At 67.2% G+C, this 19283-nt stretch carries 19 protein-coding genes; 14 read left to right on the top strand and 5 right to left on the bottom strand.

The genetic code is table 11. The features are described 5' to 3' along the window. Positions 1–131 precede the first annotated feature (131 nt). From pyrR to N0B71_RS10410, 3 genes are read left to right on the top strand one after another with little or no spacing between them, the layout of a single operon-like run. The gene (pyrR, locus tag N0B71_RS10420; protein ID WP_259758804.1) at positions 132–644 is read left to right on the top strand and encodes a bifunctional pyr operon transcriptional regulator/uracil phosphoribosyltransferase PyrR; all 513 of its coding nucleotides are present in this window, start codon (positions 132–134) and stop codon (positions 642–644) included. Between the two features lie 45 nt (positions 645–689). Beyond that, positions 690–1694 carry an aspartate carbamoyltransferase catalytic subunit gene (locus N0B71_RS10415; protein WP_259758803.1) on the top strand — a complete coding sequence of 335 codons (1005 nt, stop codon included), beginning with the start codon at positions 690–692 and terminating at the stop codon, positions 1692–1694. Next, positions 1691–2962: a dihydroorotase gene (locus tag N0B71_RS10410; RefSeq protein WP_259758802.1), complete on the top strand. Its 1272-nt coding sequence runs from the start codon at positions 1691–1693 to the stop codon at positions 2960–2962. The genes N0B71_RS10415 and N0B71_RS10410 overlap by 4 nt, the downstream gene beginning before the upstream one ends. A 381-nt stretch (positions 2963–3343) precedes the next feature. Here the strand turns inward: N0B71_RS10410 and N0B71_RS10405 are convergent, their stop codons facing one another. The 5 genes from N0B71_RS10405 to pilT all read right to left on the bottom strand — a co-directional run bounded on the left by N0B71_RS10405 (position 3344) and on the right by pilT (position 9070). After that, the gene (locus N0B71_RS10405) at positions 3344–4513 is read right to left on the bottom strand and encodes a trans-sulfuration enzyme family protein (RefSeq protein WP_259758801.1); all 1170 of its coding nucleotides are present in this window, start codon (positions 4511–4513) and stop codon (positions 3344–3346) included. Beyond that, positions 4510–5883: a cystathionine beta-synthase gene (locus tag N0B71_RS10400; RefSeq protein WP_259758800.1), complete on the bottom strand. Its 1374-nt coding sequence runs from the start codon at positions 5881–5883 to the stop codon at positions 4510–4512. The genes N0B71_RS10405 and N0B71_RS10400 overlap by 4 nt, the downstream gene beginning before the upstream one ends. A 217-nt stretch (positions 5884–6100) precedes the next feature. Further along, positions 6101–6505: an NINE protein gene (locus tag N0B71_RS10395; protein ID WP_259758799.1), complete on the bottom strand. Its 405-nt coding sequence runs from the start codon at positions 6503–6505 to the stop codon at positions 6101–6103. 78 nt (positions 6506–6583) lie between these two features. Further along, complete coding sequence (gene pilU / locus N0B71_RS10390; RefSeq protein ID WP_259758797.1) at positions 6584–7729, bottom strand: type IV pilus ATPase PilU; 1146 nt, start codon at positions 7727–7729, stop codon at positions 6584–6586. A gap of 306 nt (positions 7730–8035) precedes the next feature. Further along, positions 8036–9070, bottom strand: a complete 1035-nt coding sequence (gene pilT, locus N0B71_RS10385) for a type IV pilus twitching motility protein PilT (RefSeq protein WP_017520118.1) — start codon at positions 9068–9070, stop codon at positions 8036–8038. 73 nt (positions 9071–9143) lie between these two features. Between pilT and N0B71_RS10380 the strand changes: the two genes are divergently transcribed. The 11 genes from N0B71_RS10380 (at position 9144) to hemW (ending at position 19272) form a co-directional block, all read left to right on the top strand. Next, complete coding sequence (locus N0B71_RS10380; protein ID WP_259758794.1) at positions 9144–9833, top strand: YggS family pyridoxal phosphate-dependent enzyme; 690 nt, start codon at positions 9144–9146, stop codon at positions 9831–9833. A 17-nt stretch (positions 9834–9850) separates the two neighbouring features. Next, a complete protein-coding gene (gene proC, locus N0B71_RS10375) occupies positions 9851–10684 on the top strand; it encodes a pyrroline-5-carboxylate reductase (RefSeq protein WP_259758792.1) in 834 nt (277 codons plus the stop codon). A gap of 5 nt (positions 10685–10689) precedes the next feature. Then, positions 10690–11904: a hypothetical protein gene (locus tag N0B71_RS10370; protein ID WP_259758790.1), complete on the top strand. Its 1215-nt coding sequence runs from the start codon at positions 10690–10692 to the stop codon at positions 11902–11904. 142 nt (positions 11905–12046) lie between these two features. Next, positions 12047–12640, top strand: a complete 594-nt coding sequence (locus tag N0B71_RS10365) for a YggT family protein (protein WP_259758788.1) — start codon at positions 12047–12049, stop codon at positions 12638–12640. A gap of 142 nt (positions 12641–12782) precedes the next feature. After that, positions 12783–13073 (top strand): DUF167 domain-containing protein, encoded by a 291-nt coding sequence (locus N0B71_RS10360; protein WP_259758786.1) that lies wholly within the window; start codon positions 12783–12785, stop codon positions 13071–13073. 119 nt (positions 13074–13192) lie between these two features. Continuing rightward, positions 13193–15160, top strand: coding sequence for a dynamin-like GTPase family protein (locus N0B71_RS10355; RefSeq protein WP_259758784.1), 1968 nt, complete (start codon positions 13193–13195; stop codon positions 15158–15160). A gap of 88 nt (positions 15161–15248) precedes the next feature. Continuing rightward, complete coding sequence (gene metX / locus N0B71_RS10350; RefSeq protein WP_259758781.1) at positions 15249–16388, top strand: homoserine O-succinyltransferase MetX; 1140 nt, start codon at positions 15249–15251, stop codon at positions 16386–16388. Between the two features lie 8 nt (positions 16389–16396). After that, the gene (gene metW / locus N0B71_RS10345; protein WP_259758780.1) at positions 16397–17017 is read left to right on the top strand and encodes a methionine biosynthesis protein MetW; all 621 of its coding nucleotides are present in this window, start codon (positions 16397–16399) and stop codon (positions 17015–17017) included. 34 nt (positions 17018–17051) lie between these two features. Further along, a complete protein-coding gene (locus tag N0B71_RS10340) occupies positions 17052–17474 on the top strand; it encodes a DUF4426 domain-containing protein (protein ID WP_259758778.1) in 423 nt (140 codons plus the stop codon). Then, positions 17471–18064 (top strand): RdgB/HAM1 family non-canonical purine NTP pyrophosphatase, encoded by a 594-nt coding sequence (gene rdgB, locus N0B71_RS10335; protein WP_138519705.1) that lies wholly within the window; start codon positions 17471–17473, stop codon positions 18062–18064. Before N0B71_RS10340 ends, rdgB begins: the two co-directional genes overlap by 4 nt. Further along, a complete protein-coding gene (gene hemW, locus N0B71_RS10330; RefSeq protein ID WP_442964654.1) occupies positions 18061–19272 on the top strand; it encodes a radical SAM family heme chaperone HemW in 1212 nt (403 codons plus the stop codon). The genes rdgB and hemW overlap by 4 nt, the downstream gene beginning before the upstream one ends. Positions 19273–19283: the final 11 nt, after the last annotated feature.

Here is a 19283-nt window from a genome sequence, read left to right as displayed (position 1 = left end):
GCAGCGTCCTTGACTTGAGGCAGCGCCAGCGCAGCGAAAGCCACTAAGCTTGCCGGACCACTCCTTCCCGGAACGGTCCGCCCCGATGGCCGCCCGCGCCGGGTGGCCTCGCCAACCGAATCGGAGACGTCATGACCCTGCCCAGCCCCGCCGAACTCATTTCCCGCATGGCCACCGACCTGCGCAACTACCTGGCGCAGCGCGGCATCGACTCGCCGCGCTTCGTCGGCATTCACACCGGCGGCATCTGGGTCGCCCAGGAACTGCTCAAGGCCCTGGGCAGCGACGAGATCCTCGGCATCCTCGACGTGTCCTTCTACCGCGACGATTTCACCCGCAGCGGCCTGCACCCGCAGGTCCGTCCGTCGGAACTGCCCTTCGAGATCGACGGCCAGCACCTGGTCCTGGTGGATGACGTGCTGATGAGCGGCCGGACCATCCGCGCCGCGCTCAACGAGCTGTTCGACTATGGCCGCCCGGCCAGCGTGACCCTGGTCAGCCTGGTGGACCTGAACAAGCGCGAACTGCCGATTCGCCCGGATGTCGTCGGCGAAACCCTGTCGCTCGCCCCCAACGAGCGGGTAAAATTGCGCGGTCCCGCACCACTCGTCCTCGAGCGCACGCTTCTCAGCACCGCGCTGTAACTTCGCGCGCCCGGACCTCCACCTTCTACTTTCAGGGCCTGCCACATGCCGACCGACGCCAAGCGCCCGCTGCAGCTCAACGACCTGGGCCAGCTGCGCCACTTCCTCTCGCTCGACGGGTTGTCCCGCGAACTGCTGACTGAAATCCTCGATACGGCCGACTCCTTCCTCGAAGTCGGCGCCCGCGCGGTGAAGAAAGTCCCGCTGCTGCGCGGCAAGACCGTCTGCAACGTGTTCTTCGAGAACTCCACGCGAACCCGCACCACCTTCGAACTGGCGGCCCAGCGCCTGTCCGCCGACGTCATCTCGCTGAACGTGTCGACCTCCTCGACCAGCAAGGGCGAGACGCTCACCGACACCCTGCGCAACCTCGAGGCCATGGCCGCCGACATGTTCGTCGTGCGCCACAGCGACTCGGGCGCGGCGCACTTCATCGCCGAGCACGTCAGCCCCAATGTCGCCGTGATCAACGGCGGCGACGGCCGCCACGGCCACCCGACCCAGGGCATGCTCGACATGCTCACCATCCGCCGCCACAAGGGCAGCTTCGAAAACCTCTCGGTGGCCATCGTCGGCGACATCCTGCACTCGCGGGTGGCGCGCTCGGACATGCTGGCGCTGAAAACCCTCGGCTGCCCGGACATCCACGTCATCGCGCCGCGCACCCTGCTGCCGGTCGGCCTGGAAGAACAGTACGGGGTGAAGGTGTTCACCGACGCCAACGAAGGCCTGAAGGACGTCGACGTGGTGATCATGCTGCGCCTGCAGCGCGAGCGCATGGCCGGCGGCCTGCTGCCCAGCGAAGGCGAGTTCTTCAAGCTCTACGGCCTGACCCAGAAACGCCTGAAGCTGGCCAAGCCTGACGCCATCGTCATGCACCCCGGCCCGATCAACCGCGGCGTGGAGATCGACTCCGCCGTGGCTGACGGCGAACAGTCGGTGATCCTCAATCAGGTCACCTACGGCATTGCCATCCGCATGGCCGTGCTGTCCATGGCCATGAGCGGCCAGAACGCCCAACGCCAGCTGGAACAGGAGGACGCGCAATGACCGTCAGTATTCGTGGCGCCCACCTGATCGACCCGGCCAGCGGGCTGGACAAGGTCTGCGACCTGCACATCGAGGCCGGCCGCATCGTCGCCATCGGCGACGCCCCGGAGGGCTTCCATGCCGCCCAGGACATCGACGCCGCCGGCCTGATCGCCGCGCCCGGCCTGGTGGACCTGAGCGTCGCCCTGCGCGAGCCGGGCTACAGCCGCAAGGGCAGCATCGAGAGCGAAACCCGCGCCGCCGCAGCCGGCGGCGTGACCAGCCTGTGCTTCCCGCCGCAGACCAAGCCGGTGCTGGACACCTCGGCCGTCGCCGAGCTGATCCTCGACCGCGCCCGTGAAGCGGGCAATGCCAAGGTCTTCCCCATCGGCGCGCTGACCAAGGGCCTGGCGGGCGAGCAGCTGTCCGAGCTGGTCGCCCTGCGTGACGCCGGCTGCGTGGCCTTCACCAACGGCCTGGCGCCGATGGCGAGCAACCGCGTACTGCTGCGCTCGCTGGAATACGCGGCGACCTTCGACCTGACGGTGATCTTCACCTCCCAGGACGCCGAGCTGGCCGAGGGCGGCCTCGCCCACGAAGGCCCGACCGCCAGCTTCCGCGGCCTGGCGGGCATTCCGGAGACCGCCGAGACCGTGGCCCTGGCGCGCAACCTGCTGCTGGTGGAACAGTCCGGCGTGCGGGCGCACTTCAGCCAGCTGACCAGCGCCCGTGGCGTCGAGCTGATCGCCCAGGCCCAGGCCCGCGGCCTGCCGGTCACCGCCGACGTGGCGCTGTACCAGTTGATCCTCACCGACGAGGCCCTGGCGGACTTCTCCAGCCTGTACCACGTGCAGCCGCCGCTGCGCTCGCACAAGGACCGCGACGCCCTGCGTGACGCGGTGAAGAGCGGCGTGATCCAGGCCATCGCCAGCCACCACCAGCCCCATGAGGCGGACGCGAAGAACGCCCCGTTCGCCGCCACCGACCCGGGCATCAGCAGCGTGGAACTGCTGCTGCCGCTGGCGATGACCCTGGTGCAGGACGGCCTGCTCGACCTGCCGACCCTGCTCGCCCGCCTGTCCAGCGGCCCGGCCGCCGCCCTGCGCCTGCCGGCCGGCAAGCTGGCGGTGGGCGCCGCGGCGGACGTGGTGCTGTTCGAAGCCGACGGCCAGACCCTGGCGGGCGAAACCTGGCACTCCCGCGGCCAGAACTGCCCGTTCCTCGGCCACTGCCTGCCGGGCGTGGTGCGCTGCACCCTGGTGGACGGGCATATCGTCCACGCGGTGTAACGCGCCGTCGCCCCATGAAAAAGCCCGCCGATTGGCGGGCTTTTTCATGGCTCCCGTGTAGGAGCGGGCCATGCCCGCGAACGCGCGCATGGCGCGCTCCTGCAGGTGCACCGGCGCCAACTGGCGGGCGTAGGAGCGGACCTTGTCCGCGATGTCCTTAGCGGCGGACGCTCCATTACTCGGGAAACACCAGAGTCCTGCGCCAACTCCTGCCACCCTCCTGAACGCTCCAAGGGGTGGGCAAGACGTCGCGGGCATGGCCCGCTCCTACAGGTTGCTCAGCAGATGGGGTTGCTGCAGGAGCGAGCTTGCTCGCGAACATCCCGGGCGACGGAGTGATGCGGGTTCGCGAGCAAGCTCGCTCCTACGAAAAGCCGTGCCTCAGATCATCGCCAGCGCCTTGGCCAGGTCGGTGCGCAGGTCTTCCACGTCCTCCACGCCCACCGACAGGCGGATCAGCGAATCGCCGATGCCCAGCGCCGCGCGGTTTTCCGGCGGGATGCTGGCGTGGGTCATTATCGCCGGGTGCTCGATGAGGCTCTCCACGCCGCCCAGGCTTTCCGCCAGGGCGAACAGTTGCACGTTCTCCAGGAAGCGCTTCGAACCGGCTAGGTCGGTGTCCAGGTCCAGCGAGATCATTCCGCCGAAGCCCTTCATCTGCGTGCGTGCCAGCGCATGCTGCGGGTGGGACGGCAAGCCGGGGTAATAGACGCGCTTCACCTGCGGCTGCTGCTCCAGCCACTTCGCCAGTTCCAGGGCGTTGGCGCAGTGGCGCTCCATGCGCAGGGCGAGGGTCTTCACCCCGCGCAGGGTGAGGAAGGCGTCGAACGGCCCGGCAATGGCGCCCACCGAGTTCTGCAGGAAGCCAAGGCGCTCGGCGAGGTCGGGGTTGTCGCCAACGATGGCGATGCCGCCGATGACGTCGGAGTGGCCGTTGAGGTACTTGGTGGTGGAGTGCACGACGATATCGAAGCCCAGGTCCAGCGGGCGCTGCACGTAGGGGCTGGCGAAGGTGTTGTCGGCCACGCAGAGGATGCCGCGCTCGCGGCAGGTGCGGGCGACGGCGGCGAGATCCGTCAGGCGCAGCAGCGGGTTGCTCGGGGTTTCCACCCAGACCATGCGCGTCTTGTCGGTCAGCGCCGCGTCCAGCGCACCGGGCTGGGCCAGGTCGGCGAAGTGGAAGTCGTGTCCGGCGCTGCGCCGGCGCACGCGTTCGAACAGGCGGAAGGTGCCGCCGTAGAGGTCATTGCCGGACACCACGTGCGAGCCGGCGTCGAGCAGCTCCAGCACCGCCGAAATCGCCGCCAGCCCCGAGGCGAAGGCGAACGCCTTGCTGCCGCCTTCCAGGTCCGCCACGCAGCGCTCCAGCGCCCAGCGCGTGGGGTTGTGCGAGCGGCCGTAGTCCAGCCCTTTGTGCACGCCGGGGCTGTCCTGGCGGTAGGTGGAGTTGGCGTAGATCGGCGGCATGATCGCCCCGGTGGACGGGTCCGGCTCCTGCCCGGCGTGGATCACGCGGGTGGCGAAACCGAGGCGGTCGTGGTGCTGGCTCATGCGAGGGTCCTCCGCAAATGGTTGAGCAGATCGAATCGGGTGATCAGGCCATGGAAGCCCGAGGCGTCGGCGATGATGGCCACCAGGCCGCGGCCGAGCACCGCTTCCAGTTCGGCGAGGCTGGCGCCGGGAGCGAGGGTTTCCGGGGCGTCGCTCATGGCGCTGGCGACGTCGCAGCGAAAATGCGCCGGGTCGTCGTGCACGCCCATGAGGATGTCGGACTCGTCGATCACGCCCACCAGGCGCTTGCCGTCGAGCACGGGAAGCTGGGAAATGTCCGCCAGGCGCATGCGCTGGAAGGCGGTAAGCAGGGTGTCGCCGGGGCCGACGCTGACCACCCGACCCTCCTCGAAACGCCGCGCGATGATGTCGCGCAGGTCGCCGTAGCGCTTGCGCTGCAGCAGGCCCTGGTCGGTCATCCACTGGTCGTTGTAGACCTTCGACAGGTAGCGCGTGCCGGTGTCGCAGACCAGGCTGACCACGCGCTTGGGCTCGGTCTGCTCGCGGCAGAAGCGCAGCGCCGCGGCCAGCAGGGTGCCGGTGGACGAGCCGGCGGCGATGCCTTCGTTGCGCAGCAGCTCGCGGGCGGTGGCGAAGCTTTCCTCGTCGCTGATCGAGTAGGCGTGGCGCACGCTGGAGAGGTCGGCAATCGAGGGCACGAAGTCCTCGCCGATCCCCTCCACCGCCCAGGAGCCGGGCGTGCCGATGGCGCCGGAGCGCGAGTACTCGGCCATGATCGAGCCGACCGGGTCGGCCAGGACCATTTCCAGGTCGGGCTGGACCTTGCCGAAGAAGCGCGTGAGGCCGGTGAGCGTGCCGGCGGAGCCGACGCCGACCACCACGGCATCGACGTCATGACCGGTCTGCGCCCAGATTTCCGGGCCGGTGCCGGTTTCGTGGGCCAGCGGGTTGGCGGGGTTGTTGAACTGGTCGGCGAAGAAGGCGTTGGGCAGGTCCTTGGCCAATCGTGCGGCGACGTCCTGGTAGTACTCGGGGTGGCCCTTGCCGACGTCGGAGCGGGTGATGTGCACCTCGGCGCCCATGGCGCGCAGGTGCAGGACTTTCTCGGTGGACATCTTGTCCGGCACCACCAGCACCACCCGATAGCCCTTGGCGCGCCCCACCAGCGCCAGGCCCAGGCCGGTATTGCCGGCGGTGGCTTCGACGATCACGCCGCCGGGCTTGAGGCGGCCGTCACGCTCGGCGGCTTCGATCATCGCAACGCCGATGCGGTCCTTGATGGAGCCGCCGGGGTTCTGCGATTCGAGTTTGAGGAACAGGGTGCAGGGTCCGGTATCGAAGCGCGTCACGCGGACCATGGGGGTATTGCCGATCAGGTCGAGTACGGCAGGTCGGGATTCGTTGCTCATGGCAGCCACTCCTTCTGCGGCGCGCCGGGGATCGCCCGATGGCGCCTGCTACTGTCCCCCTGACCTTAGGCGGCGGGCACCGCTCGCGCCAGGCGGCGCGACGAAAGACGGCGGATTGGCTTTTCGTAGGAGCGAGCTTGCTCGCGAACCGCTCAACGTCGACGCTCGGGATGTTCGCGAGCAAGCTCGCTCCTACAAGAGAAGACTCGGCGCGGGGTCAGATCCGCTGCGGCCCGTTGCGCTCGGAAATCTGGCTGTTCAGCGTCCAGAAGTCGTACAGCACGCCGATGAAGAACAGCCCACCGGTGAACAGGTAGAGGATGCCGGTGAGCCACTTGCCCATGTACATGCGGTGCACGCCGAACACGCCGAGGAAGGTCAGCAGGATCCAGGCGACGTTGTAGTCCACGCCGCCGGCGCGGAAGCGCTGGTCCGCGGCGTCGTCCATGGACGGGATGAGGAACAGGTCGATGATCCAGCCGATGAAGAACAGGCCGAGGGTGAAGAACCAGATGGTGCCGGTGATCGGCTTGCCGTAATAGAAGCGGTGCGAACCGGTGAAGCCGAAGATCCACAGCAGGTAGCCGATGACCTTGCTGTGGGTGTCAGGGTTGGCGGACATGCCTTTCTCCCGTGGTGTGACAAGGCCCCCAGCATAAACGAAAAGCCCGCACGGGGCGGGCTTCTCGGGCGTTGCGTCTCAACGGAAGCGGCGGCTGGGGTCGTCGTCACCCATCTCCAGGGTGAGGCCCTGGGTCATGGTGGTGAGGTGGTCGGCATCGGTTTCCGAACCCAGCTTGATCATCAGGCGCAGGTCGTTCGCCGAGTCGGCGTAGGCCAGCGCGTCTTCGTAGGTGATCTCGCCCTGGGTGTAGAGCTGGTACAGCGCCTGGTCGAAGGTCTGCATACCCTGCTCGGTGGAGCGCTTCATCAGCGGCTTGAGCTCGTGCACTTCGCCCTTGCGGATCAGGTCGGCGGCCAGCGGGGTGTTCAGCAGCACCTCGATCACCGCGCGGCGGCCCTTGCCGTCAGGGGTCGGCACCAGTTGCTGGGCGACGATGGCCTTGAGGTTGAGCGAGAGGTCCATCCACACCTGGCCGTGCCGGTCGGCCGGGAAGAAGTGGATGATCCGCTCCAGCGCCTGGTTGGCGTTGTTGGCGTGCAGCGTCGCCAGGCACAGGTGGCCGGTTTCGGCGAAGGCCACGGCGTGGTCCATGGTCTCGCGCGAGCGAACTTCGCCGATCATGATCACGTCCGGCGCCTGACGCAGGGTGTTCTTCAGGGCGACTTCGAAGGAATCGGTGTCCAGGCCCACTTCGCGCTGGGTGACGATGCAGCCCTGGTGCTGGTGGATGTATTCGATGGGGTCTTCGATGGAGATGATGTGGCCGGTGGAGTTCTTGTTGCGGTAGCCGATCATCGCCGCCAGCGAAGTGGACTTACCGGTGCCGGTGGCGCCGACGAAGATCACCAGGCCGCGCTTGGTCATCGCCAGCTTCTTGAGGATTTCCGGCAGCTTCAGGTCGTCGATGGTCGGGATGTTGGTCTCGATGCGGCGCAGCACCATGCCCACCAGGTTGCGCTGGTAGAAGGCGCTGACCCGGAAACGACCGACGCCCCGGGCGCTGATGGCGAAGTTGCACTCGTGGTTCTCGGCGAAGTCGCGGCGCTGCTGCTCGTTCATCACCGACAGCACGGTCTCGCGGGTCTGTTCCGGCGACAGCGCCGTCTTGGTCACCGGCAGCACCTTGCCGTTGACCTTCATCGAGGGCGGCACGCCCGCCGTGATGAACAGGTCGGAGGCACCCTTTTCCACCATCAGGCGCAACAGCTTCTCGAATTCCATGATCTTTCTCGCGCAGGTTCACGCTGACTACGACGGGGCTGTCGGATCACGAAGCGAGTGCGTGTGGCGCGCTCCGTGCGCCGGGCCACAGGGGCCCGGTCGGGTATAGAGCCTGCTTACGATCTTGCGAGCTAGCGCAGAACAAGGCGAAATCGGTCGAGGGAGCGCAGTTTACACGCCGTAAATGAGCATGACTCGCTACGCTCGCCCCTCCGGGGCCGCACTGATGTGCGTTAGCCGCAAGCGGCTTTCCGAGACCGATTTCAACGCCGTTCTGCCGACGCGCAGCAGATCGAAAGCAGGCTCTTAGAAGTTTTCCGGAATCTTGGCTTTTTCCTTGGCTGCATCGCGGGTCACCAGACCCTTGGCGACCAGGCCCTTGAGGCACATGTCCAGGGTCTGCATGCCGATCGCGCCGCCGGTCTGGATGGCGGAATACATCTGCGCCACCTTGTCCTCGCGGATCAGGTTACGGATCGCCGGGGTGCCGATCATGATCTCGTGGGCCGCGACACGACCGCCGCCGATCTTCTTCAGCAGGGTCTGGGAAATCACCGCCTGCAAGGATTCGGAGAGCATGGAGCGGACCATGGATTTCTCCTCGGCGGGGAACACGTCGACGATACGGTCGATGGTCTTGGCCGCGGAGGTGGTGTGCAGGGTGCCGAACACCAGGTGGCCGGTTTCCGCGGCGGTCAGCGCCAGGCGGATGGTCTCCAGGTCGCGCATCTCGCCCACCAGGATGATGTCCGGGTCTTCACGCAGGGCCGAGCGCAGGGCCTCGTTGAAGCCCAGGGTGTCGCGGTGCACCTCGCGCTGGTTGACCAGGCACTTCTTCGATTCGTGGACGAATTCGATCGGGTCCTCGACGGTGAGGATGTGGCTGTACTTGGTGTTGTTCAGGTAGTCGAGCATCGCCGCCAGCGAGGTGGACTTGCCCGAACCGGTGGGGCCGGTGACCAGCACCAGGCCGCGCGGCACGTCGGAGACGCGCTTGAACACTTCGCCCATGCCCAGGTCTTCCATGGTCAGGACCTTGGAGGGAATGGTCCGGAACACGGCGCCGGCGCCGCGGTTCTGGTTGAAGGCGTTGACCCGGAAGCGCGCCACGCCCGGCACTTCGAAGGAGAAGTCGGTTTCCAGGAACTCTTCGTAATCCTTGCGCTGCTTGTCGTTCATGATGTCGTAGATCAGCGCATGGACCTGCTTGTGCTCGAGCGGCGGCAGGTTGATGCGGCGCACATCGCCGTCGACGCGGATCATCGGCGGCAGGCCGGCCGAGAGGTGCAGGTCCGAAGCGCCCTGCTTGGCGCTGAAGGCGAGCAGCTCGGTAATATCCATGGGACTCCCCAATCAAGAGCAAGCAGGTAGAATGCCGCAGAACTCGCAGCAGCCGGGCGGAAAAGCGACGGTAATGTCCACGATAGCAGAGAATATTGCAAAGGTTCGCGTACGAATCCGTGAGGCGGAACAAGCGAAAAATCGCACGCCAAATTCGGTGCAGTTGCTGGCCGTGAGCAAGACCAAACCCGCCGCCGACATCCGCGAGGCGTTCGCCTGCGGCCTGTCCGACTTCGGCGAAAACTACCTGCAGGAAGCCCTGGCCAAGCAGGCCGAGCTGGCGGACCTGCCGCTGACCTGGCATTTCATCGGCCCCATCCAGTCGAACAAGACCCGGCCCATCGCCGAGCACTTCCACTGGGTGCACTCGGTGGACCGCCTGAAAGTCGCCCAGCGCCTCTCCGAACAGCGCCCGGCGACCCTGCCGCCGCTGAACGTGCTGCTGCAGGTGAACGTCAGCGGCGAAGACAGCAAGTCCGGCTGTTCCCCCGCGGAACTGCCCGCGCTCGCCCAGGCGGTGGCACAACTGCCCCACCTGAAGCTGCGCGGCCTGATGGCGATTCCCGAACCCACCGATGACGTCGCCGCGCAACACGCCGCCTTCGCCCGCCTGCGCGAGCTGATGCAGGGCCTGAATCTGGGCCTGGACACCCTGTCCATGGGCATGAGCCACGACCTCGAAGCCGCCATCGGCGAAGGCGCCACCTGGGTGCGGATCGGCACCGCCCTGTTCGGCGCCCGCGACTACGGCGCCTCCCACTGAATAAAGGAAGAGACTTCATGAGCAGCACCCGCATTGCCTTCATCGGCGCCGGCAACATGGCCGCCAGTCTCATCGGCGGCCTGCGCGCCAAGGGCGTCGCCGCGAGCGACATCCGCGCCAGCGATCCGGGCGCCGAGCAACGCGCGAAGATCGCCGCCGAGCACGGCATCGAAGTGGTCGGCGACAACGCCAGCGCCGTGGCCGGCGCCGACGTGGTGGTCCTGGCGGTCAAGCCGCAGGTCATGAAGGACGTCTGCCTGGCCCTGGCGCCGGCGCTGACCGACAACGCGCTGATCGTCTCCATTGCCGCCGGCATCCCCTGCGCCAGCCTCGAGCGCTGGCTGGGCGAGGTGAACGGCCAGCCGCGCGCCATCGTCCGCTGCATGCCCAACACCCCGGCGCTGGTCGGCCTGGGTGCCAGCGGCCTGTACCCCAACGCCAGCGTCAGCGCCGCCCAGCGCGAGCAGGCACAGCAACTGCTCAGCGCGGTGGGCATCGCCCTGTGGCTGGACGAGGAGCGCCAGATCGACGCGGTCACCGCCGTCTCCGGCAGCGGCCCGGCGTACTTCTTCCTGCTGATGGAAGCCATGACCGCCGCCGGCGAGAAGCTCGGCCTGTCCCGTGAAGTCGCCGGCCAGCTGGCCCGCCAGACCGCCCTGGGCGCCGCGCAGATGGCGACCACCAGCGATGTCGACCCGGCCGAACTGCGCCGCCGCGTGACCTCGCCCAAAGGCACCACCGAAGCGGCGATCACCACCTTCCAGGCCAACGGCTTCGAGGCACTGGTGGAAAAAGCGGTCAACGCCGCCGACCACCGCTCCGCCGAGCTGGCCGAACAATTGGGCCGCTGATTGCGATGACGCACGCCGCCCGGCGACCACGGAAGGTCGCACTGCCCCTCGCTGCCTGTGCGCTGCTGGCCTGCGCCGCCACCCAGGCGGCGCCATGCCCGGTTGCCGCCACGATCGACCAGGCCACCCTGACGGCCAACCAGGCCTTGCAGCAGGCCATGGCCAGCGGTCTTGACGACGATGCGGACAATAGCGTCTCGCCAGCCCTCAGCCAGGCCATCGAGCACTATAAACAGACGCTGGCCGATGCCTTCGACGCCCATCTCGCCTGCACCCCGGCGACGCCGGACGTCGCCGCGCTGCAGGCCGACCTGCGCCAGCGCCTGCTGCCGGCGCCCACGCCCGTCAGCGAAGGTGACGTGGCGCTGCCGGAGCAGGACGAGATCAGCGTCACCCTGAGCGACAGCCCTACCCCGCTGCTGCTGGTCAGCGGCGGCTTCGCCATTCCCTGCGGCTCGGACAACGTCCTGCGCGCCTACCGCCGCGAGGGCGACGCCTGGGTCCGTGCGCTGGACTGGCAGAGCGGCCCCTATACCGATATCTCCGGCGCCTACGGCGACCTGTTCATGGTCAGCCGCCTGGGCAGCGGCGACCTCGCGCTGATGCACGGCACGCCCTGGTGCACCTCGCGCTGGAGCCACCTGGCGGTGCAGGTGATCCGCCCGGCCACGGCCGACCAGGCCCAGCGCACGCTGCTGCAGACCGAGCACGATTACGTTCGCGATGAGCATGAGGTGCAACTCAAGGCCCGCCCCGACGGCTTCGAGTGGCGCGCCGAAGTGGGCAGCCTGGACGGTGACCTGCTGACCCGGCCGGGCATCTTCCGCTACCGCCAGGACGGCGAAAGCTTCCAGCGCATCCAGCCCGCCGCGTCCAACGGCCGCGGTTTCGTCGACGAATGGTTGCGGGTGGATGCAGGCCTCGCCCGCGCCTGGGCCGACCCGGCCGCCGCCGACACGGCACTGGCGGCACGGGACGAGCTCAACGGCCTGAACCAGCGCACCGGCGTCACCCTCACCTACACCGCCGTGCGCGCCTGCAAGCAAGACCCGGCGCGCTTTCAGGTGGACATCGAGCTGGACAGCCCGCAGCCCCTGGCCGAGGGCAACCAGCGCCATGCCAGCATCCGCCAGGAAGCCAACGGTTTCACCCTGCTGGACCTGAGCCGAGCCGCCGACCCGGCCTGCAACGGCCCCGACCTGATGGCCAAGCGGGGTTGAATTTGCACGCGACGAAACACACTTACACGCGACCGGCGACGACGAATTCCGTACTGTATGGCGTCATAGCGCCGTCGTCGACCGACCGCCAGACTCGCCCGGCCCTGTGCGCCGGCGCCCAACGTTCACCAAGGACCGCCCCATGACCGGACTTTCCACAGCCGCCATCTATGTGATCCAGACACTTGGCAGCCTGTACCTGCTGATCGTGCTGCTGCGCTTCATCCTGCAGCTGGTCCGCGCCGACTTCTACAACCCGCTCAGCCAGTTCATCGTGCGCGCCACCAAGCCGCTGCTGAACCCACTGCGCCGCGTCATCCCCGGCTTCGGCGGCATCGACTTCGCCTCCCTGGTGCTGGCCATCCTGATCCAGCTGGTGCTGATGGTCGTCACCCTGACCCTCATGGGCTACGGCGTCGGCGGCTACATCCTGCAACTGCTGGTGTGGTCGATCATCGCGGTGACCTCGCTGTTCCTGAAGGTGTTCTTCTTCGCCCTGATCATCAGCGTGATCCTCTCCTGGGTCGCCCCGGGCAGCTACAACCCCGGCGCCCAGCTGGTGAACCAGATCTGCGAGCCGTTCCTGGCGCCGTTCCGCAAGCTGCTGCCGAACCTGGGCGGGCTGGATATCTCGCCGATCTTCGCGTTCATCGCGCTGAAACTGATCGACATGCTGGTAATCGGCAACCTGGCGGCCATGACCGGGATGCCGCAGATCCTTTCGCCCTTCATGTAATTGCAGAGGAGCGGCTGCGCGTCGGCGATACTGCGTTGCAAACAGCCGGGGATTGCTCATTTTCAGATCGTAAACTGCGCATCCCCGGCCGTTTTCGCCTTGTCTTGCTCTAGCTCGCCAGCTCCAAGAGTCCGCCAGGCAGATGAGCTTTTATTTCTGGGACGGCGAGGACCTGATCCTCGACTGCCACCTGCAGCCCAAGGCGAGCCGCGACGAGTTCGCCGGGCTGCACGGTGAGCGCCTGAAAATCCGCCTCACCGCGCCGCCGGTGGAAGGCAAGGCCAATGCCCACCTGCTGGCCTTCCTCGGCAAGGCCTTCGGCGTGCCGAAAAGCGCGGTGCAACTGGTGAGCGGCGAGCTCAATCGCCAGAAACGCGTGCGCATTCCCCGTCCGACGAAACTTCCGGCAGAACTCGACATAGCCGCTCGGTAGCCTTGGCCGACCTTACGTGTAGGAATGTGCTGTAGGCCAATTGCTATTCCTACAGTCCGCCGCATAATCCACGCCATCCACTTCCCCGCGCAGGACGCGCCAGCCCAAGGAACGCCCGGATGAGCATGGAACGTCTCAGTCAGCAGATCGACGCCTACGTCACCTGGAAGCGCGAGCTGGTTCGCGAGATCACCCGCTACCGCAGCTGGCTGGAGCGCGCCCGGCTCAATACGCCGGACATCGAGCAGCGCCTGGAGCGCACCCTGCGCCTGCTGCGCGTCGACCACATCACCCTGGCCTTCGTCGGCGAGTATTCGCGCGGCAAGACCGAGCTGATCAACAGCCTGTTCTTCGCCGGATTCGGCCGGCGCATGCTGCCGTCCCAGGCGGGGCGCACCACCATGTGCCCCACCGAGCTATTCTTCGACCCGCGCTCGGAGCGCCCCTACATCCGCCTGCTGCCCATCGAGACCCGCGTCGCCGATGCCAGCGTGGCGCAGTTCAAGCGCATCCCGCGGCACTGGGTGAACATCCCGCTGGATACCTCGGACCCGGCCAACATGGCCGAGGCCTTCGCCCAGGTCGCCAAGACCAAGCCACTGCCGGTGGAGCAGGCGATCCAGCTGGGCTTCCACCCGGACATGCTCGAAGCCACCGACAAGCCCGGCATCGTGCTGGTGCCGGCGTGGCGCCACGCGCTGGTCAACTTCGACCATCCACTGCTGCGCCAGGGCCTGCGCATCCTCGATACGCCCGGCCTGAACGCCCTGGGCAGCGAGCCGGAACTGACCCTGTCGATGCTGCCCAGCGCGCAATCGATCCTCTTCCTGCTGGCGGCCGACACCGGCGTCACTGCCTCCGACATGGCGATCTGGCGCGACCACGTGCGCCAGCTCGGCGAGGACGGCCACACCACGCTCTACGCGGTGCTGAACAAGATCGACGTGCTCTGGGACGACCTGGCCGGCGAGGCCTTCGTGCAGAACGCCATCCGCCATATCCAGGACACCACCGCGCGCCAGCTGGGCATCGCCCGCGAGGACGTGCTGCCACTGTCGGCCAAGCAAGCGCTGCTGGCCAAGGTGCGCGGCGACCGCGAGCTGTTGGCGCGCAGCCAGATGGAAGCCCTGGAAGAGCTGCTCTGCGAGCGCATCGTCGCGCAGAAGGAGCGGCTGCTGGAGGACGCGGTGGTCGGCCAGGTGCTGGCGCTGGTCAACAACAGCCAGCACAGCCTGCGCGTGCGCCTGGACAAGGTGAAGGAGCAGCAGGCGCAGCTCAACGACCAGCAGCAGGACAGCGGCCAACTGCTGTTCGAGCTGACCGCGCGGACCAAGGACGAGCACAACCTGCACCACAAGCGCCTGCTCAGCCTGAAGACCAACCAGCGCCTGCTGCGCCACCAGGGCGAGCAGTTGCGCGAGGCGGTGCGCGCGGAGCGCCTGGAGCAGCACCTGAAGAAGGTCCACGATAAGCTGCGCGGCAGCTGGACCACGGTGGGCATCCACCAGGCCATCCTGCAGTTCTTCCGCACCGTGGAAGGCGACCTGGTCGCCCTCGGCCACGAGGCGGAGACCGCCAACCGCATGGTCGCGGCCATCTACCGGCGGCACAACGAGGAAAACCCGCTCAACGCCCTGGACGCCCCGCAGTTCCGCGTCCAGCGTTACCTGCGTGAGCTCGCCCAGTTGCAGGAAAAGGCCGACCGCTTCCGCCTGCACCTGAAGACCCTGCTCACCGAGCAGCGCCTGCTGACCCGGCGCTTCTTCGCCACCGTCGCCCAGGAAGTCATCGGCCTGCACCAGCGCCTGCGCGAAGAGGCCGAGCAATGGGCCGCTGACGCCCTGATGCCGCTGATGCAGTACAGCCTGGAGCACAAGCAGATGCTGGAAACCCACATGCTGCGGCTCAAGGCCCTCGCCCAGGAAACCCAGCAGGCGCGGCAGCGCTCGCTGCTGCTGGGGCGCTACACCGAGGAACTGGAACAGCAGCTTGCCGAGGCCACCGACATCCTTCGCCAGCTGCGCCGCCCGGCACCGCTGCAACGCCAGGCCAAGGTGGTCACCCTGCCAACCTCCCAGCGCGCCTGAACCCCGCGCCACGCCCGCCCCCCGACGCTTGCCGCAGGGGGCGGCGCTCTTTAGACTGGCCGTCCTTTTTTATTCATGAGCTGGGTCGATGCCAACAGTCTTCCCCGAAGATTCCGTCGGTCTGGTCACCCCCCAGACGCTGCAGTTCAACGAACCGCTGCCCCTGGCCTGCGGCAGGACGCTGCCCGAATACCAGCTGGTGATCGAGACCTACGGCGAGCTGAACGCCACGGCGAGCAACGCCGTGCTGATCTGCCACGCGCTCTCCGGCCACCACCACGCCGCGGGCTACCACAGCCTCGATGAGCGCAAGCCGGGCTGGTGGGACAGCTGCATCGGCCCGGGCAAGCCCATCGACACCCGCAAGTTCTTCGTCGTCGCGCTGAACAACCTCGGCGGCTGCAACGGCTCCACCGGCCCGACCAGCCTCAACCCCGCCACCGGCAAGGCCTACGGCGCGGACTTCCCGGTCGTCACCGTGGAAGACTGGGTGCACAGCCAGGCACGCCTGGCCGACCGCCTGGGCATCACCCAATGGGCGGCGGTGATTGGCGGCAGCCTGGGCGGCATGCAGGCGCTGCAGTGGACCATCAGCTACCCCGAGCGCGTGCGCCATTGCCTGTGCATCGCCAGCGCGCCAAAGCTGTCGGCGCAGAACATCGCCTTCAACGAAGTCGCCCGCCAGGCGATTCTCTCCGACCCGGACTTCTTCGGCGGCCACTTCCAGGAACACGACGTGATTCCCAAGCGTGGCCTGCGCCTGGCGCGGATGGTCGGGCACATCACCTACCTCTCCGATGACGCCATGGGCGCCAAGTTCGGCCGCGACATGAAGTCGGAGAAGCTCAACTACGACCTGCACAGCGTCGAGTTCCAGGTGGAAAGCTACCTGCGCTACCAGGGCGAGGAGTTCTCCACCCGCTTCGACGCCAACACCTACCTGCTGATGACCAAGGCGCTGGACTACTTCGACCCGGCCGCCGCCCACGGCGACGACCTGGCGCGCACCCTGGCCGGGGTGAAGGCGGACTTCTGCCTGATGTCCTTCACCACCGACTGGCGCTTCTCCCCGGCGCGCTCGCGAGAGATCGTCGACGCCCTGCTGGCGGCGAAGAAGAACGTGAGCTACCTGGAAATCGACGCACCGCAAGGCCACGACGCCTTCCTGATGCCGATTCCCCGCTACCTGCAAGCCTTTGGCGGTTACATGAACCGCATCAGCGTATAAGGATCACCATGCGCGCCGACCTGGAAATCATCCAAGACTGGATCCCCGCCGGCAGCCGCGTGCTCGACCTGGGCTGCGGCGATGGCGAACTGCTCGCCTGGCTGCGCGACCACAAGCAGGTCGGCGGCTACGGCCTGGAAATCGACCCGGACAAGATCGCCAAATGCATCGAACGTGGCGTCAACGTCATCGAACAGGACCTGGACAAGGGCCTGGGCAACTTCGCCAGCAACAGCTTCGACGTGGTGGTGATGACCCAGTCGCTGCAGGCCCTGCGCTACCCGGACAAGGTGCTGGCGGAGATGCTGCGCGTGGGCAAGACCTGCATCATCACCTTCCCCAACTTCGGCCACTGGCGCTGCCGCTGGTACCTCGCGCGCAATGGCCGCATGCCGGTCTCGGATTTCCTTCCGTACACTTGGTACAACACGCCGAACATCCACTTCTGCACCTTCCGCGACTTCGAGGCGCTCTGCCACGAGCAGCACGCCAAGGTGCTGGACCGCCTGGCGGTGGACCACGAACACCAGCATGGCTGGGCCTCGCGAATCTGGCCTAATCTGTTGGGTGAAATCGGCATCTACAGGGTCAGCGGTGCCGGCGTGCAGGATCACCGCATCGCCGTGTGATCGCGGCTATCTGAGACAGCACGGGAGAAACATCATGCGCCGCCTGCTTACGTTCATCGCCTGCCTGGTCCTCGCCCTGCCCGCCTTCGCCGAACAGGTGAAGCGCCTGGGCGACCTGCAGGTGCACTACAGCGTGTTCAACTCCAGCTTCCTCCAGCCCAACGTCGCCCAAGCGGTGGGCGTGGTGCGCAGCAAGGCCCAGGGCGTGGTCAACATCGTGCCGCTGGACGCCAGCGGCAAGCCGGCCAACGTCACCGTCGCAGGCTCGGCGAAGAACCTGATGGGGCAGAACATCCCCCTGACCTTCAAGCGCGTGGTCGAGGAAGGCGCCATCTACAACCTGGCGCAGTTCCCCATCGAAGGCCGCGAAACCCTGACCTTCTCCATCCAGGTCCAGTCCGGAAACGAAGCCCCGCAAAGCTTCGATTTCATGCAGGAAATCTTCCCAGACGAATGATCAAGCTCGAACAACTGGTGCTGGCCAGTCACAACGCCGGCAAGCTCAAGGAACTCCAGGCCATGCTCGGCGCCCACGTGAAGGTGCGCTCCATCGGCGAGTTCAGCGACGTGGAGCCGGAAGAGACCGGCCTGTCGTTCGTCGAGAATGCCATTCTCAAGGCGCGCAATGCCGCGCGCATCTCCGGCCTGCCGGCGCTGGCCGACGATTCGGGTCTGGCGGTGGACTTCCTCGGCGGCGCGCCGGGCATCTATTCCGCGCGCTATGCCGACGGCAAGGGTGACGCAGCGAACAACGCCAAGCTGCTGGACGCCCTGAAGGACGTGCCGGACGAGCAGCGCGGCGCCCAGTTCGTCAGCGTGCTGGCCCTGGTCCGCCACGCCGACGATCCGCTGCCGATCCTCTGCGAGGGCCTCTGGCACGGCAGCATCCTGCGCGAAGCCCGCGGCGAACACGGCTTCGGCTACGACCCGCTGTTCTGGGTGCCCGAAGCCGAGTGCTCCAGCGCCGAACTGCCACCCGAGCGCAAGAACCAGATCAGCCACCGCGCCCGCGCGATGGCCCTGCTGAAACAGCGGCTGGGGCTATGAAGGCAGCTGCAAGCCTCACGCCGCAAGCGACAAGCAAGAGCACGGACAGCTTGCAGCCTGAAGCTTGCAGCTTCTCGCTACCGCCCCTGGCGGCGTACGTGCACATCCCCTGGTGCGTGCGCAAATGCCCCTATTGCGACTTCAACTCCCACGCCGCCGGGCCGGAGTTGCCGGAGGACGCCTACGTCGAGGCGCTGCTGGCTGACCTGGCGGCGGATCGCGGCTACGTGCACGGCCGCAAGCTGACCTCGATCTTCTTCGGCGGCGGCACGCCCAGCCTGTTCTCGGCCAAGGCGCTGGGCCGCATCCTCGAGGGCCTGGAGCGGCAGGTCGGGTTCGAGCGCGACATCGAGATCACCCTGGAAGCCAACCCCGGCACCTTCGAGCAGGCCAAGTTCGCCGATTACCGGGCGCTGGGCATCAACCGCCTGTCCATCGGCATCCAGAGCTTCCAGGCCGCGAAACTCAAGGCCCTGGGACGCATCCACGATGGCGACGAAGCCGTGCGCGCCGCCGAAATGGCCCGCCGCGCCGGCTTCGACAACTTCAACCTGGACCTGATGCACGGCCTGCCGGAGCAGAGCGTAGCCGATGCGCTGGCTGATCTGCAGCAGGCCATCGACCTGGCGCCCACGCACCTGTCCTGGTACCAGCTGACCATGGAGCCGAACACAGTGTTCTGGAGCCAGCCGCCTGAGCTGCCCGAGGACGACCAGCTGTGGGAGATCCAGGAGGCCGGCCAGGCGCTGCTCGCCCAGGCAGGCTACGTCCAGTACGAGACCTCGGCCTACGCCCGCGACGGCCTGCGCGCGCGGCACAACCTGAACTACTGGACCTTCGGTGACTTCCTCGGCATCGGCGCCGGCGCCCACGCCAAGCTGAGCACCCCGCAAGGCCGCATCCTGCGCACCTGGAAGACCCGCCTGCCGAAGGACTACCTGAACCCCGAGAAGCCCTTCCAGGCCGGTGAGCGCAGCCTCGAATCGGACGACTTGCCCTTCGAGTTCATGATGAACGCCCTGCGCCTGACCGACGGCGTGCCGGCCACGACCTTCACCGAACGCACCGGCCTGGCGCTGGCGTCCATCGAAGACGCCTGCCGCCAGGCGCGCCAGAACGGCCTGCTGCTGGACGACCCGCAGCGCCTGGCCCCCACCGAGCGCGGCCAGCTGTTCCTCAACGACCTGCTGCAGCGCTTCCTGCCCTGAGCTCCTCACAC

Origin of the sequence: Pseudomonas sp. GCEP-101 (genome assembly GCF_025133575.1) — a bacterium.
Taxonomy (GTDB): domain Bacteria; phylum Pseudomonadota; class Gammaproteobacteria; order Pseudomonadales; family Pseudomonadaceae; genus Pseudomonas; species Pseudomonas nitroreducens_B.
This window is presented reverse-complemented; position numbering and strand designations above follow the sequence as displayed.